This window comes from Ruminococcus sp. AM42-11 (assembly GCF_003480145.1).
Classification (GTDB): domain Bacteria; phylum Bacillota; class Clostridia; order Lachnospirales; family Lachnospiraceae; genus Blautia_A; species Blautia_A faecis.
Window position 1 is genome coordinate 126,940 of the sequence record NZ_QUIO01000006.1, and the last position, 16,891, is coordinate 143,830.

Genomic DNA, 16,891 nt, shown 5'->3' on the forward strand with positions numbered 1-16,891 from the left:
GCCCCGCTCGCCAAAGTGATAAGTCATACCACATTTGAACCAGTTCCAACCGATACACAGGGGAGGTGGCAGCGGGTACTGCTTGTGGGGCTTGGGGATTTTCGGCAGGTTTGCGAGCATAGCAACACTCTCAATCTTTAATAATCAACGCCATAAACACCAGATCCGTATTCCCCGTATTCGCCAGTCCATGACCTCTTCCATCTGGTGTAAAGGTAATATCGCCCGCTTTCACATGTCTCCAGGAAGTCCCATTATCATTATATTCCCCTTCTCCGGTCAGAATATAATAGGTCTCACTCTCCCCATAATGCATATGAAAACCAAGAGAACATCCCGGTTCCAGAGTCACCTCTGCATAAAGCCCGCACTTTCCATTTAACTGCTGCTCATCCAGCAGCTCCTTGATAATCACATGTCCATTTCCCTCGCACATATGCTCAATACGATTAATCTTCATATCCAGACTCCTCCTTCGTAAAAGGGCGCATCCCCAGCTTTCGCCAGAGATGCGCCCTGTTTTTCAGCCTTCTTCAATTATAATTACAAACTCTTAATCCTGTCAATGGCTTTCAGAGTATTCTCATAAGTTCCAAACGCAGTCAGACGGAAATAGCCCTCTCCATGAGAACCAAAACCAGAACCTGGCGTACCAACCACATTTGCATTTTTAAGGAGATAATCAAAAAACTCCCAGGAAGTCATTTTATCCGGTGTTTCCAGCCAGATATAAGGCGCGTTCACACCACCGGAAACAGAGAAGCCAGCTTTTGTCAGCTCATCATGGATCAGCTTTGCATTTCTCATATAATAGCCAACCTGATCCTTCAGCTGAGCCTTACCTGCCTCAGAATAGACAGCCTCTCCTGCCTTCTGTACAATATAAGGAGCACCGTTAAACTTGGTGCCGTGACGTCTTGCCCACAGACTGTGAAGTGATACCCCATCTCGTACCAGTTCCTTCGGAATAACCGTAAATCCAAGACGAACACCAGTAAATCCGGCATTCTTGGAAAAGCTTCGAAGTTCAATCGCGCATGTTCTCGCACCCTCGCACTCATAAATACTGTGCGGTACATTTTCCTCAGAGATATAAGCCTCATAAGCTGCATCATAAATAATCACACAGCCATTTTTGTTGGCATAATCCACCCATTTCTGCAATTCATCCATTGTAATAGCAGAACCGGTCGGATTATTTGGAAAGCAAAGATAGATCAGATCCGGCACTTCTGATGGAAATTCCGGCAAAAATCCATTCTCCTTGCGGCATGGCATATAGATCACACCGTCAAAATTTTCACGAACCGTATTATACTCTCCGGTACGGCCCGCCATAACATTGGTATCCACATAAACCGGATAAACCGGGTCACACACAGCAACCTTATTATCTGTTCCGAAAATCTCCTGAATATTACCGGAATCACTTTTTGCACCATCAGAAACAAAAATCTCATCTGCTGCAACATCGCATCCTCTGTCCTGGTAATCGTTCTTTGCGATTGCCCTTCTTAGAAATTCATACCCCAGATCTGGCGCATAACCGTGAAAAGTCTCTGCGTGAGCCATCTCCTCGACTGCCCCGTGAAGAGCATCAATAATAGCCGGAACCAGCGGCTGTGTCACATCACCAATACCAAGGCTGATCACCTCTTTATCCGGATTCTCTTCTTTATAGGCACGCACTTTTTTCCAATTGTAGAAAAAAGATAGCTTCCTGGCAGTTTTAAATAATTATGATTAACGGTAACCATCTGATTATCCTCCTGTAAATCTACTTTCTCTTCTCAACCTCAGCCAGCAGCGCCTCTCTCACGCTTGCCGGGTTTGCCTTGCCCTTCATTTCCTTCATGATCTGACCGACAAAGAAGCCCATAACCTTCTCTTTACCTCCAAGAAGCTCAGACAGCGGTCCAGGGTTCTCATCCAGAATCCTGCTGATGGTGCTGCTAAGAAGCCCGGTATCCTCCACGATCTTTAAGCCATGCTCTTCCACATAAGCGATCGGATCAACATCCTCATCAAATACCTTTTCAAATACCTTCTTGGCGTTCTGTGGGCTTACCTCCTTCTTATCGACCATTGTAAGAAGATCTGCAAGATGCTGCGGTGTAAATCTTAACTTCTCAGCCTCAATGCCTTTTTCCTTCATAAGACGAAGCACTTCCACCATAAACCAGTTTGCCGCCTTTTTCGGGTTGCCGCTCAGCGTAGCCACATCTTCAAACAAAGCAGCCAGATGTCTGGACTCTGTAAGAATCTGGGAATCATACTCCGGAAGACCAAACTCACTCTGATAACGGGCAGCCTTCTCCTCCCGGAACTCCGGAAGCTCACTTCTGATTTTTGCGATCCACTCATCGGAAATATGGATCGGCGGAAGATCCGGATCCGGGAAATAGCGGTAATCCTTTGCATCCTCCTTAGAACGCATTGCATGAGAAGACTCTTTATTGTCATCCCATCTTCTGGTCTCCTGGGTGACACTTTTACCCATCTCCAGAAGCTCGATCTGACGCTCTCTTTCGCCCTCAATAGCATGTGCTATGGCCTTAAAAGAGTTCAGGTTCTTCATCTCTGTTCTGGTTCCAAGTGTATCACTTCCTGCCACTCTCACAGAAAGGTTCACATCAGCACGCATGGAACCCTCCTGAAGCTTACAATCGGAAACACCCAGATACTGCATGGTACAACGAAGCTTTTCCAGATAAGCGATAACCTCATCTGCACTTCTCATATCCGGCTCAGAAACGATCTCGATCAGAGGAACACCGCTTCGGTTATAATCTACCAAAGAGCAGTCCTCCCACTCATCATGGATCAGCTTACCTGCGTCCTCCTCCATATGCATCTCATGGATCCGGACTTTTTTCTTGCCAGCTTCTGTCTCGATCTCCACAAATCCATCATGGCAGATTGGCAGATACAGCTGGGAAATCTGATAATTCTGCGGATTATCCGGATAAAAATAGTTCTTACGGTCAAATTTGCAATACTGATTGATGCTGCAGTTTGTGGCAAGTCCTGCGCGCAGGGCAAATTCTACTACCTTTTTGTTTAATACCGGAAGAGAACCTGGCATACCAGTACACACCGGACAGGTGTGGGTATTGGGTGCCCCTCCAAATGCTGTGGAGCAGCCGCAGAAAATCTTTGTTCTGGTGGCAAGTTCTACATGAACCTCAAGTCCGATAATAGTCTCATACTGTTTCATGCTCTCTTACCTCCTTCCTCTGGTGTTCCAAAATCTCCTCTTACGCTTTCATAGGCATGGGCAGCACGAAGGATCTTCCTTTCCATAAAACAGTCTCCGATCATCTGGATTCCGATTGGAAGTCCGGCACTGTCTTTTCCGCAGGGAACTGTAATTCCTGGAAGTCCGCAAAGATTTACGGCAACTGTATAAATATCCCCAAGGTACATTGCCATAGGGTCTTTTAAGCTTTCTCCGATCTTCGGCGCTGTATAAGGAGCTGCCGGGGCAAGAAGCACGTCATATTTTCCAAAAGCCTGATCAAACTCTTTTTTAATAAGTGCTTTGGTGCGCAGGGCTTTCAGATAATAAGCATCGTAATAACCAGAGCTTAAAACAAAGGAACCAAGCATGATACGACGTTTTACTTCTTCTCCAAAGCCCTCCGTTCTAGTACGTTTATACATATCATGAAGCCCGTCATATTCTTTTGCACGATAGCCATATTTTACGCCATCAAAGCGCTCCAGGTTGGAGCTTGCTTCTGCGCTGGCAATAATATAGTATGCCGGAATCATATATTCCATAGTTTTGACAGAGAAAAATTCTACAATTGCTCCCATCTGGGTCAGCACTTTCAGGGTTTCCATAAAGGCATCTTTTACCTCTGGCGAAATTCCCTCTGACAGATATTCCTTCGGAACACCAAATTTCATTCCTGTAATCTTATCTGTCATCTCACTGGAAAAATCCAGGTCTTTTCGGTCAATGGAAGTACTGTCTTTCGGATCATGGCCAGCGATCACTTCCAGAAGTGCTGCGCAATCTGCCACATCTTTTCCAATCGGTCCGATCTGATCCAGAGAAGAGGCATATGCAACCAGCCCATAACGGGAAACCGTACCATAAGTAGGCTTCATTCCTGTCACACCGCAATAAGAGCTTGGCTGACGGATGGAACCTCCTGTATCAGAGCCCAGTGCCAGATAAGCCTCTCCTGCTGCTACAGCTGCACAGGAGCCGCCTGAGGAGCCGCCTGGAACATGCTCTGTATTCCATGGATTTCTGGTAATGCCATAGGCAGAAGTTTCCGTCGTACTTCCCATGGCAAACTCATCCATATTTGTTTTTCCGATAATGATCATTCCTGCTTTTTCAAGCCGGCTGATCACCTCTGCCTGATACTGGGGAACAAATCCTTCCAGAATTTTTGACGCACAGGTAGTAGGTTTTCCCTGTACACAAATGTTATCTTTGATAGCAATGGGAACACCGGCAAGAGGACTGGTATAAGTTCCGTCCTCAATGCCTTTTTCCACCTCTTTTGCTCTTGCATACGCTTCTTTTTTATAAGTGTCCAGATATGCGTGGATTCTGTTATCTTTTTCCTCTATTTTAGAAAAGACATCCTTGACGCCGTCCAGAACACTGACCTCATGTTTTTTAATCTTATCAGCCAGCTGTAAGGCTGTTAATTTTTCTAATTCCATGTGAATGTCTCCTATCCTATGGTCTTTGGAACCTGATACTGTCCTTCTTTGGCTTTTGGCGCATTTGCAAGCATTGCCTCGCTGTTGTCACCATTTGTAACTTCATCCTCACGAAATACATTCTGGTCGCCAAAAATATGGGACATTGGTTCAACACTGGATGTATCCAGTTCATCCAGCTTATCTACATAATCAAGCATTTCCTGCATATCTTTTTTTGCCTTTTCCTTCTCTTCTTCTGTAAGGGAAAGTTTTGCAAGAATGCAGACATTTTCCATGGTTTCATCGTCAATCTGTTTTGCCATTTTCTCATCCTCCTGCACAGAAATTATTACGCTCCACTCTGGATCCATACCAAAATCTTTTCTGGATATCCAGCTTTTTTATGGCTCCAGTCTGTTCAGGTCTCTTGGGAACAGGCATGCCTCACGGACATTTTCCTCCCCGAGAAGCTGCATGGTAAGACGCTCCAGACCGATTCCAAGACCACCATGAGGAGGCATACCGTATTTAAATGTATCCAGATACTGTTCCATTCCTTCTGTCTCCATACCTCTGTTCTCTATCTTTTTCAGAAGGGCATTGTAATCGTGAATTCTCTGTCCTCCTGTTGTGATCTCAAGGCCATGGAAAAGCAGGTCAAAGCTTAACGTAAATCTGGTATCCTCTGGATCATCCATTGCGTAGAACGGACGCTTCTTAGATGGATAATGGGTAACAAAAACAAAATCCGCATTATATTCTTCTTTAAAATACTGACCAATCAGGGCTTCCTCCTCCGGCTCCAGATCAAATGGATTACGGATCTGACGGTTGTATTTCTTCGCAACCAGCTCTTTTGCCACATCAAAACGAACTGCCGGAATCCTGGAAGCATCTGGAAGCTCAACCTTCAGGATCTCCAGTTCTTTTGCATAATCCTCTTTTAAAAGCTTCATTGCATACTGCAAAAAGCCAGTCTCCATAGCCATGATCTCTTCAAAGCTATCAATATAGCCCATCTCAAAATCAAGACTCGTATATTCATTTAAATGTCTTTTGGTGTTATGTTTCTCAGCACGGAAAACAGGTCCGGTCTCAAATACTCTGTCAAAAACTCCCACCATCATCTGTTTGTAAAACTGTGGGCTCTGAGCCAGAACAGCCGGTTTATGGAAATAGCTGAGTTTAAACAGGTTCGCGCCTCCCTCAGCACCTCTGGCTCCGATCTTCGGCGTATGGATTTCCGTAAATCCATTTTCATAGAGATAATCACGAAAAGCCCTTGTCAAAGCTTCCTGGATTTTAAATCTTGCGCGCTCCTGAATATTGCGGAGGGAAAGGGAACGGTAATTTAATTTGGCTTCCAGAGAAGTATTCAGCTTCCATTTATCGATTGCAAGAGGAAGAGGTTCAGCCGGAGAAGACAGCACCTGAATTTCACGAATGTGAAGCTCTCTGCCATGAGGCGCTCTCTCTTCTTTATTTACAACACCTTTTACTCTTACTGTCATGCCTTCTTTCAGATCATGAATGGAAAAATCAACATCCTCATTTACTAAAACGGTCTGAAACAGACCCTCTCTTCTTCTGATAATTACAAATGCAACATCTCCCATGTTGCGGATACTGTGAATGGCGCCCTCCAGGATGGCTTCCTGATTCAGAAGTTCTTCTCCCATCAGTGCATCCCAGCTGCTCACTTCTTTTTTCCAGCTTCCATCCAAAAACTCCATTTCCTCATCCTCCATTTCCTAAAATCATAAAAATATATCTTATAAAAACCCCAGCCAGAATTTCTGAAAAATCCTATACAACAGGATTAGAATTCTGCCTTAGACTATACCTCATCATATAACAGCATCAGAACCATCTGAGCTGTCTCTACCATATTTGTCCCGGAATCCATACTGCATTTCTGAATGTACCGGTATGCATCTTCTTCGCTTAAATGATTTCGCTCCATAAGAAGAAACTTTGCGTTGGAAATGTAATTCTGCTCTTTCCAGGAACGCGTTTTCGGTTTCTTCTTCTCTTTTTTTAGCCGCCGCTCGATCTGGGACAACATCATATCCACCGTGTTTACCAGGTCGCTGACTTTCATTGGCATTTCCACAGTAAGGACGGATGTAGGCGCTTCCGCAATCACTCTTCCAGATGCCAGCAACAGCATTTCAAAATATGAAGGAATATCTTCCAGCACATCCCGGTAATACCGGTCCGTCAGCTTATAACCACAGATCAGAATACCTCCGTCCAACTCACTCATGCTGGCAAGTGCTGTTGAAGCAGTTGAACATACCGCAGCTACAGAAAAACCGTGCCGGTTCAATATGGTACGTATTTTCTTTGCGTCATCGATTTTCGGTAATGCAATTACAATGCTGCTGTTCATACCATGCTACTCTCTTATCTTAAATCTTGTATAAATACTGGCTGATTTCCCACTCGCTTACCTGTCTCATATAATTCAGCCATTCTTCCTTCTTGGCAGCTGCATATTCCTCACAGAACTTTTTACCAAGTACACTCTGGATCCAGGTGCTATTCTCGAAATGTGTAAGGGCATCATCCAGGTTCAGCGGAAGATTTCCAATATTCATAGCTTTCTGGTCAGATTCGGAAAAAGAACGATCCGATGCTTGGTAGGATATAATTTCTGCTGAATTCCATCCAGACCGGCTGCAATGCAAACAGCAAACACAAGGTAAGGATTTGCAGATGCATCTGGGCTTCGAAGCTCGATTGCCAGGCTGTCTGATCTTAAATTGGAAATACGGATCAGAGAGTTCTGGTTATTCTTTGTCCAGGTCAGTTCTGTAGGAGCATCATAGCCAGGTACAAGTCTCTTGTAGGAATTCACAAGCGGATTGGTAATGGCGGCCATCTCTTCACTATGTGCAAGAAGACCACCGATAAAATGATAAGCATCCTCGCTGAGACCATTTACATCATCAGGATCAGCAAATATATTTTTCCATCTTTATACAATGCAAAATGAATGTGCATACCGGAACCATTCACCTCAGCTCTCGGCTTTGGCATAAAGGTTGCATGAAGTCCATGCCGTTTTGCAATGGTGCGGACTGCCATTTTGAAAGTCATCACACAGTCAGCCATTTCATTTGCACCGGAAAATTTAAAATCAATCTCATGCTGTGCCGGAGCGGTTTCATGATGGGAAGATTCAATTTCATATCCCATATCTTCCAGATTCAGAACCATATCACGTCTTGCATTTTCTCCCAGATCCAGCGGGCTGATATCCAGATATCCAGCTTTTTCATGAGTCAGTGTAGTGGGAACTCCGTTATCATCTGTGTGAAATAAGAAAAACTCACATTCCGGATCCACTTCACAAACATAGCCTTCCTTAGCAGCCATCTCTACCACCTGTTTCAGAATATATCTCGGGCTTTTCTCAAGCGGCGTTCCATCTGAGCGGTAGATATCACAGAGCAGTCTGGCTACCTTTCCCTGCTGCGGACGCCACGGAAGAATGGTGAAAGTATTATAGTCCGGATGTAAATACATATCCGGCTCTTTCTCCCCTGCTATTCCGGCAATGTAGGAGCTGTCTACTACATATTCATTATCCAGTGCCCGGGGGAGCTCCCGAGCTGTAATCGCAATATTTTTCAAAGTACCGAACATATCGGTAAACTGAAGACGAATGAATTCTACATCCTCGTCTTCTGCCATCTGTAACACTTCTTCTCTGGTGTAATTCCCCATGGTGTTCTCTCCTTCTTTCACTCTCATGCCCTCATCCATCCATTACGCATGACTTATTTAAACAAAAAAGGCGCACTTCAAAAAGATACCCTTCTGAAGAACGCCCTTGTTCATGGAGGTAATTATAGCAATGAGGTCATGCTTTGTCAACTTATTTTTTACCACTTTACCATATCAGCGTTGTATAAAATGATGTACAAAATAATTATTTTGTATCAGAACGGAAAATCGGGAGCAAATTTAGTTTGCCCCCGACCATACTTTTTATATACTCTCTTTTTTATTTTCCCGACAGCGATTCAGCAGGTATTATTCCACAAAGCATTTTTTTGCCAACTTACAGATAAGAATATCCCATCAGGGATTCATCCACTGCCTTTGCGGCTTCTCTTCCTTCACGGATTGCCCATACTACCAGAGACTGGCCTCTGTGCATATCTCCTGCTGTGAAAACCCGCGGTACGCTGGTCTCATAGGCTTCCGGTTTTGTCTCAACGTTGGTTCTTGCAGTTGTTGCAACCTTAAATGCATCAGTCACATATTTCTGGCTTCCAAGGAAACCAGCTGCGATCAGTACCAGGTCTGCAGGGATCACTTCTTCCGTCCCCTCTACCGGAACCATCATCATACGGCCTGTTTTGGCATCTTTCTCGCTTTTCAGCTTTACGATCCGGGCCTGGCAGACATTTCCGTTTTTATCTTTGATAAATTCAGTAACGGTTGTCTGGTAAACCCGGGGGTCATGTCCAAACACTGCAATTGCTTCTTCCTGGCCATAGTCTGTTTTTAAGACCTTTGGCCATTCCGGCCATGGATTGGAAGCAGCACGCTCTGTTGGCGGCATTGGCATCATTTCCAGCTGTGTTACAGATTTGGCGCCGAGACGTACGGAAGTACCCACACAGTCATTTCCGGTATCACCACCGCCAATTACCAGCACATGTTTGCCTCTTGCCTCTTCATAAGGAGCTTTGGTAAAATCGCTGTCCAGAAGAGTTTTGGTGACTTTTTTCAAGAAGTCTACTGCAAAATAAATTCCCTTTGCATCTCTTCCCGGCACTTTAATATCACGGGGATTGGAGCTCCGCAACAAAGGATTACACGGTCATATTTCTTCAAAAGTTCCTCTGCTGTAATATCCACTCCAACATTTGTATTTGTCACAAATTTCACACCCTCAGCTTCCATCAGCTTCAGTCTTCTGTCGATCACAGATTTCTCCAGCTTCATATTTGGAATGCCGTAACGAAGAAGTCCGCCGATCCGGTCACTTCTTTCGAATACAGTTACATTGTGACCTCTTCTGTTTAACTGCTGTGCTGCTGCAAGTCCGGAAGGACCGCTTCCGATAACTGCTATGGTCTTTCCTGTACGAACCTTCGGAGGCTGTGGAACAACCCAGCCTTCTGCATATGCAGTCTCAATGATGGCACGTTCATTTTCCTTAGTGGAAACAGGCTCTCCATTTAAGTTGCAGGTACAGGCTGCCTCGCAAAGTGCAGGGCACACACGGGAGGTAAATTCCGGGAAGCTGTGTGTCTTGTTCAGACGAAGAAACGCCTGTTTCCAGTTTCCGGTAAATACCAGATCATTTGTCTCTGGCACCAGGTTGTGAAGCGGACATCCGGAAGCCATGCCGCCGATCATCATGCCTGCCTGGCAGAAGGGAACGCCGCAAGCCATGCAGCGTGCTCCCTGAAGTTTTTGTTTCTCTTTATTAAGAGGAGTACGGAACTCCTTGAAATTGGCAATTCTTACTTTTGGCGGCAGAACCTTTGCCGTCTCTCTGTTATATTCTAAAAATCCAGTCGGTTTTCCCACGATCTTCTGCCTCCTTAATGCTTAACTCCTATGCTTTCGTAGAATGCTTCCATCTGCGCCTGCTCACTGTTCAGACCTTTTTCCTCAAGCTTTGCACTTAATGTGATCATCTTCTTGTACTCATTTGGAATGAGTTTTTTGAAGTGAGGCAGATACATGTCAAACTGATCCAGAACCTTCTGTCCAAGCTCCGATCCCGTTGCAGCTACATGTGCTTCGATCAGATTTTTCAGTTCTTTTTTGTCATATTTATTGTCTACTTTTTCAATAGAAATCATCGCTTTATTTAAGTTCTTATAAAGAACATTTTCCACATCCAGAACATAAGCGATACCGCCGCTCATACCTGCTGCAAAGTTTTTGCCGGTTCTTCCAAGAACTACTACACGACCACCGGTCATGTACTCACAGCCGTGCTCTCCCACACCTTCCACAACTGCATTGGCACCAGAGTTACGAACTGCAAAACGCTCACCTGCCATACCGTTAATAAAGGCAGTTCCACTAGTTGCACCATAAAGAGCAACGTTGCCGACAATAATGTTATCTTCTGCTTTGTAACCGGCATTTTCCGGAGTCTTCAGGATCAGCTTGCCACCGGAAAGACCCTTTCCGAAGTAGTCGTTGCAGTCGCCGGTAAGCTTCAGAGTAAGACCCTTCGGGATAAAGGCACCAAAGCTCTGTCCTCCGGCTCCTGTACAATCAATCTCTACCGTGTCTTCCGGCAGTCCGTTTTTATTATTTCTGGTAATCTCCGCACCAAGGATTGTTCCAAATGCACGGTCTGTGTTCTTTACTTCTACCGAAAATCTGGTCTTCTCACCGCCATGAATTGCGCGACTGCATTTCTTCACAAGAACTTTCTCATCCAGAGTCTTCTCCAACTGGAAATTGTACTCTGCTTTCGGATCAAAGGTTACCTCGCTGCCAACTTTTGCATATGGATTGTTCAAAATTGCACTAAGGTCTACTTTACCTTTGTGTGGCTCATCAACTGCATCTGTAGCAACCAGAAGATCTGTGCGTCCTACCATCTCTTTCAGGCTTCTCACACCCAGTTTTGCCATATATTCACGAAGCTCCTGGGCAATAAATTTCATAAAGTTCTCAACATATTCCGGTTTGCCTTTGAATCTCTTTCTCAGCTCCGGATTCTGGGTAGCTACACCAACCGGGCAGGTGTCCAGATTGCAGACTCTCATCATTACACAACCCATAGTTACAAGAGGTGCTGTAGCAAAACCGAATTCCTCTGCACCAAGAAGTGCTGCAATTGCAACATCACGACCGCTCATCAGTTTACCGTCTGTCTCAATGCGGACACGGTTACGAAGTCCGTTCATAAGCAGTGTCTGATGGGTTTCAGCAAGTCCAAGCTCCCATGGAAGTCCTGCATTGTGAATGGAGCTTCTGGGTGCTGCACCAGTACCTCCATCATATCCGGAAATCAGGATTACCTGTGCACCAGCCTTTGCAACTCCGGCTGCAACCGTACCAACGCCAGCCTCAGAAACCAGCTTTACAGAAATATCTGCATATTTATTTGCATTTTTCAGGTCATAAATCAGCTCTGCCAGGTCCTCGATGGAATAGATATCGTGATGCGGCGGCGGGGAGATCAGAGAAACACCAGGTGTGGAGTGACGGGTTTTCGCAACCCATGGATAAACCTTCTTCGCCGGAAGATGTCCACCTTCACCAGGTTTTGCGCCCTGTGCCATTTTGATCTGGATTTCTCTTGCAGATACCAGATAACGGCTGGTAACACCGAAACGACCACTGGCTACCTGTTTGATCGCAGAACATCTGTCATCTTTTGTTCCTGCTGAATCCAGTCTTTCATTGCTTTCACCGCCCTCACCGGTATTTGATTTTCCATGAAGATGGTTCATTGCAATAGCAAGTGTCTCATGTGCTTCCTGAGAAATGGAACCATAGGACATGGCACCAGTCTTAAAATGCTTTACGATTTCATCAACACTCTCCACCTCTTCAAGAGGGATAGGATTTTCTGCATACTTAAAGTCCATAAGCGCACGAAGATTGCCGTGATTTTCCTTATCCACAAGATCTGTATACTGTTTGAACATCTCATAGCTGCCTGTTCTTGTAGACTGCTGAAGGAGATGAATGGTTGCCGGATTGTAACGGTGCTCTTCTCCCTGGCTTCTCATTTTGTGGGCACCCACACTATCCAGAGTAAGGTCTGTGGTAAGTCCTAACGGGTCAAATGCTTCTGAATGAAGCTTTTCTACATTCTCCTCAATATCTTCCAGTGTAATGCCTCCAACACGGCTTACAGTACCTGTGAAATATTTATCGATTACATCCTGAGATACACCAATTGCCTCGAAAATCTGGGAACCCTGATAAGACTGGATTGTAGAAATACCCATCTTGGAAGCGATCTTAACAATACCGCTGATAACTGCATGATTATAATCGTCTACAGCTGCATAATAGTCCTTGTCCAGCATATGAGTATCGATCAGTTCATGGATTGTCTCCAATGCCAGATACGGGTTGACTGCACTTGCGCCATAGCCCAGAAGAGTAGCAAAATGATGAACCTCTCTCGGCTCGCCGGATTCCAGGATAATAGCAAGAGAAGTACTCTTTTTCGTCTTTACAAGATGCTGATGTACTGCAGAAACAGCCAGCAGAGACGGAATCGGCATATGGTTTTCATCCACGCCTCTGTCGGAAAGTACCAGAATATTGGCACCGTCCCTGTATGCTTTATCAACTTCCACAAACAGACGGTCAATAGCACGCTCCAGCTTTGTGCTCTTATAATAAAGAGTGGAGACAACAGCCACCTTGAAGCCTTCGTGATGCATTTCCTTAATTTTCAGCATATCTGTATTGGTAAGGATCGGATTGTTAATCTTTAATACCTTGCAGTTCTCCGGAATCTGCTCCAGAAGGTTTCCGTCTTTTCCAACATAAACGCTTGTGCTGGTGACAATCTCCTCACGGATCGCATCGATCGGCGGATTGGTTACCTGTGCAAAAAGCTGTTTGAAGTAGTCAAAAAGCGGTCTGTTCTGTTTGGAAAATACTGCCAACGGTGTATCCACACCCATTGCGCCAATGCTCTCAGCACCATTTAACGCCATGTTTCGGATAGAAGTACGATACTGCTCGTAAGTGTATCCGAAAGCCTTCTGAAGACGAGAACGCTGTTCCTCTGTATATTCTTCCATTCTTTCGTTTGGAATCTTAATATCTTTTAAATGTACCAGATTGCTGTCCAGCCATTCGCCGTATGGCTGTTTCTTCGCATACATCTCTTTTAATTCGTTATCGTCAATGATCTTGCCCTGAACCGTATCTACCAGAAGCATTTTTCCAGGATGAAGACGCTCTTTTAATATGATTTTCTCTTCCGGTACCGGCAATACTCCAACCTCAGAAGAAAGGATCATGCAGCCATCGGATGTTACGTAATATCTGGACGGACGAAGACCGTTACGGTCAAGCACTGCACCCATCACATCTCCATCTGAGAAAAGAATAGATGCAGGTCCATCCCATGGCTCCATCATAGTGGCATAATACTGATAGAAGTCACGTTTTTCCTGGGAAATGGTATCGTTATTTGCCCATGGCTCCGGAATGGTGATCATCACTGCAAGAGGAAGATCCATGCCGCTCATGGTAAGGAATTCCAGCGTATTATCGAGCATTGCAGAATCGGAACCATTTCGGTTGACTACCGGAAGGATTTTCTGCATTTCCCCTTCTAAGTATGGGGACTCCATATTTTCCTCTCTTGCCAGCATCTTATCTGCGTTTCCCCGGATAGTGTTGATCTCACCATTGTGCACGATCAGACGGTTTGGATGTGCTCTCTCCCAGCTTGGATTTGTGTTGGTACTGAAACGGGAATGTACCAATGCAATCGCAGATTCATAATCAAGGCTTTGAAGATCAGAGAAAAATGTACGAAGCTGTCCAACCAGAAACATACCTTTATAAACAATCGTACGGCTGCTCATAGAACATACGTAAGTGTTGTCATTACTCTGTTCAAACTCACGGCGGGCAATATACAGTTTACGGTCAAATGCGATGCCTTTTTCCAGATCATCCGGCTTTTTGATAAATGCCTGCATAATGCATGGCATGCACTCTCTTGCCTTATGTCCAAGAACCTCCGGAACTACCGGAACTTCTCTCCAGCCAAGGAACTCCAGTCCCTCTTTTTCCACAATGATCTCAAACATTTTTTTTGCCTGGGCACGTTTGATCTCGTGCTGTGGGAAAAAGAACTGGCCAATACCATATTCTCTTTCCTGGCCGATTTCGATTCCCTCTTTTTTACATGCTTTCTTAAAAAATTTATGGGAAATCTGAAGGAGGATACCAACGCCATCACCTGTTTTGCCTTCTGCATCTTTTCCGGCACGATGATCCAGATTCTCTACAATCCGCAATGCGTTGGCAACTGTATCATGGGATTTTTTGCCTTTGATATTGACAACTGCACCGATACCGCAGTTATCATGTTCAAATTCCTGACGGTAAAGTCCCTGCCTTTCCTTTATCACTTCTTTCATTTTCCTCATCCTTTCTATTGTTGATTAAGAGTTTCCTCTTTGTTTACTTTATCTACAGCTGCCTGGATAAATCCACGGAACAGCGGGTGAGCATGGTTCGGTCTTGATTTGAACTCCGGATGTCCCTGGGTTCCTACAAAGAATGGGTTTGCCGGAATCTCGATCATTTCCACAATGTGACCATCAGGAGAAGTTCCTGCTATGGTCATGCCTTTTTCTGCCAGTTCTTTGCGATATGCATTGTTAACTTCATAACGATGTCTGTGACGTTCCTGAATTTCTTTCTGTCCGAAAAGTTCCAGAGATAAAGAACCATCTGCAAGCACACATGGATAACTTCCAAGGCGCAGGGTTCCTCCAAGATCTTCCACATCTTCCTGGTCTGGCATAAGGGCGATTACCGGATTGGTGGTTTCTGGTGCAAGTTCAATGCTGTTTGCATCTTCATAACCAAGTACATGACGGGCAAATTCTACGATTGCCATCTGCATTCCAAGACAGATTCCAAGGTATGGGATCTTATGCACGCGGGCATACTGGGCAGCCAGGATCATTCCTTCTGTTCCTCTTCCGCCGAAACCACCTGGAACCAGGATTCCATCTACCTGGTAAAGCCTCTGATCCAGGTTCTTCTCGTTTAACTCTTCGGAATCAATCCAGGTAATCTCTACTTTCGCCTTGCATGCGATTCCGCCATGTTTCAGAGCTTCCACCACACTGAGGTATGCATCATGAAGCTGGGTATATTTTCCTACCATAGCAATGTTTACAGTTTTATCCGGATGGCGGAGATTTTCTACCATAGCCTCCCAGTCCGTAAGGTCTGGTTTTCTTTTTTCAAGTCCCAATGACTGCATGACCACATCTGCCAGTTTTTCACGTTCCATCGCAAGTGGGGCTTCATACAGATACTCTACATCCAGATTCTGAAGTACATGGCTTACCGGCACGTTACAGAACAGGGCAATTTTGGCTCTCAGATCGTCGGTCAGCGGATATTCACTTCTGCATACCAGAACATCCGGCTGGATTCCCATTGCCTGAAGCTCCTTGACACTGGCCTGAGTTGGTTTTGTTTTCATTTCTCCTGAAGCTTTCAGGTATGGAATCAAGGTTACATGAATAAGGATTGCATTTTCATGTCCCACATCATGCTGAAACTGTCTGATGGATTCCAGAAATGGCTGGCTTTCAATATCTCCTACCGTTCCGCCGACTTCGATAATGGCAATCCTGTTTTCATCCGGGGATTTTGCGCGATAGAAGCGGCTTTTGATTTCATTTGTAATATGAGGGATTACCTGTACGGTTCCTCCTCCAAAGTCTCCATGACGTTCTTTTTGTAAAACGGACCAATAAATTTTTCCGGTAGTTACATTGGAATTTTTATCCAGGCTTTCATCAATGAATCGTTCATAATGGCCAAGATCCAGGTCGGTCTCAGTTCCATCGTCTGTTACGAAGACTTCTCCATGCTGAATAGGGTTCATGGTTCCGGGATCAATGTTGATGTAAGGGTCAAATTTCTGCATTGTGACCTGAAAACCTCTTGCCTTTAAAAGTCGCCCAAGTGAAGCTGCTGTGATTCCCTTTCCCAGTCCTGACACAACACCGCCAGTGACAAAAACGTATTTTACTGCCATCTTTCGATTTCCTCCTCCAATTGCTTTTAATGTGTTCTAATATATAAAAAAGGCGTCAAAGAGGAGGATTAGGGGGCACTTAACCTATCCATTTCTCTTTGACGCCTTTGTCAAAACAAATTCTTATTCAAAAATATGGTATATAATATATCATTTTTTTGGCTTTGTCAATCCACTTTTTTTGCTATTTAATGTGTTGGTCGTTATCCCGGACGCGATTTCACAATGTATATTCACCGCCGCGCGTCGCAACGTTCCGGCAAGCTAATGACTAACTACGACTAAGACGCTCAGGAGAGCCTTCGCGCCTAAGTCTCCGTAAGTCATGGATCTCGCCTCCACTAAAACCGCTCCTGAAATGCGCGGCTTGCGAATATACATTGCAAAATCGCTGGTTACTGGAAAGGGAAGAAAGAAACAGTAACGACAACAACGCGGGTGGGGTGAAGTAGTTGGTATCCCGCA

Annotated in this window: 8 protein-coding genes and 3 pseudogenes; all 11 read right to left on the bottom strand. The window is 44.9% G+C overall.

The window, feature by feature from the left end; genetic code table 11:
* Positions 1–130: 130 nt before the first annotated feature.
* Entirely contained in the window at positions 131–460 is a 330-nt protein-coding gene (locus DW904_RS05740; RefSeq protein ID WP_118578473.1) for a cupin domain-containing protein, read from the bottom strand.
* Between the two features lie 83 nt (positions 461–543).
* Positions 544–1,757, bottom strand: a pseudogene (locus tag DW904_RS05745) (LL-diaminopimelate aminotransferase).
* 20 nt (positions 1,758–1,777) lie between these two features.
* The gene (gene gatB, locus DW904_RS05750; protein WP_118578474.1) at positions 1,778–3,217 is read right to left on the bottom strand and encodes an Asp-tRNA(Asn)/Glu-tRNA(Gln) amidotransferase subunit GatB; all 1,440 of its coding nucleotides are present in this window, start codon (positions 3,215–3,217) and stop codon (positions 1,778–1,780) included.
* On the bottom strand, positions 3,214–4,686 hold the full coding sequence (gene gatA / locus DW904_RS05755; RefSeq protein WP_118578475.1) for an Asp-tRNA(Asn)/Glu-tRNA(Gln) amidotransferase subunit GatA: 1,473 nt from the start codon (positions 4,684–4,686) through the stop codon (positions 3,214–3,216). The genes gatB and gatA overlap by 4 nt, the downstream gene beginning before the upstream one ends.
* A gap of 11 nt (positions 4,687–4,697) precedes the next feature.
* Positions 4,698–4,991 carry an Asp-tRNA(Asn)/Glu-tRNA(Gln) amidotransferase subunit GatC gene (gatC, locus tag DW904_RS05760; RefSeq protein ID WP_118578476.1) on the bottom strand — a complete coding sequence of 98 codons (294 nt, stop codon included), beginning with the start codon at positions 4,989–4,991 and terminating at the stop codon, positions 4,698–4,700.
* 78 nt (positions 4,992–5,069) lie between these two features.
* Positions 5,070–6,401 (bottom strand): aspartate--tRNA(Asn) ligase, encoded by a 1,332-nt coding sequence (gene aspS / locus DW904_RS05765; protein WP_118578477.1) that lies wholly within the window; start codon positions 6,399–6,401, stop codon positions 5,070–5,072.
* A 104-nt stretch (positions 6,402–6,505) separates the two neighbouring features.
* Positions 6,506–7,060, bottom strand: coding sequence for an ANTAR domain-containing protein (locus DW904_RS05770; RefSeq protein WP_118578478.1), 555 nt, complete (start codon positions 7,058–7,060; stop codon positions 6,506–6,508).
* A 19-nt stretch (positions 7,061–7,079) separates the two neighbouring features.
* A pseudogene (gene glnA, locus DW904_RS05775) lies at positions 7,080–8,400 on the bottom strand (type I glutamate--ammonia ligase).
* 337 nt (positions 8,401–8,737) lie between these two features.
* Positions 8,738–10,221, bottom strand: a pseudogene (locus DW904_RS05780) (glutamate synthase subunit beta).
* 14 nt (positions 10,222–10,235) lie between these two features.
* Positions 10,236–14,783 carry a glutamate synthase large subunit gene (gltB, locus tag DW904_RS05785; protein WP_118578479.1) on the bottom strand — a complete coding sequence of 1,516 codons (4,548 nt, stop codon included), beginning with the start codon at positions 14,781–14,783 and terminating at the stop codon, positions 10,236–10,238.
* Positions 14,784–14,797: 14 nt separating this feature from the next.
* Complete coding sequence (locus tag DW904_RS05790; RefSeq protein WP_118578480.1) at positions 14,798–16,426, bottom strand: CTP synthase; 1,629 nt, start codon at positions 16,424–16,426, stop codon at positions 14,798–14,800.
* Between the last annotated feature and the right edge of the window lie 465 nt (positions 16,427–16,891).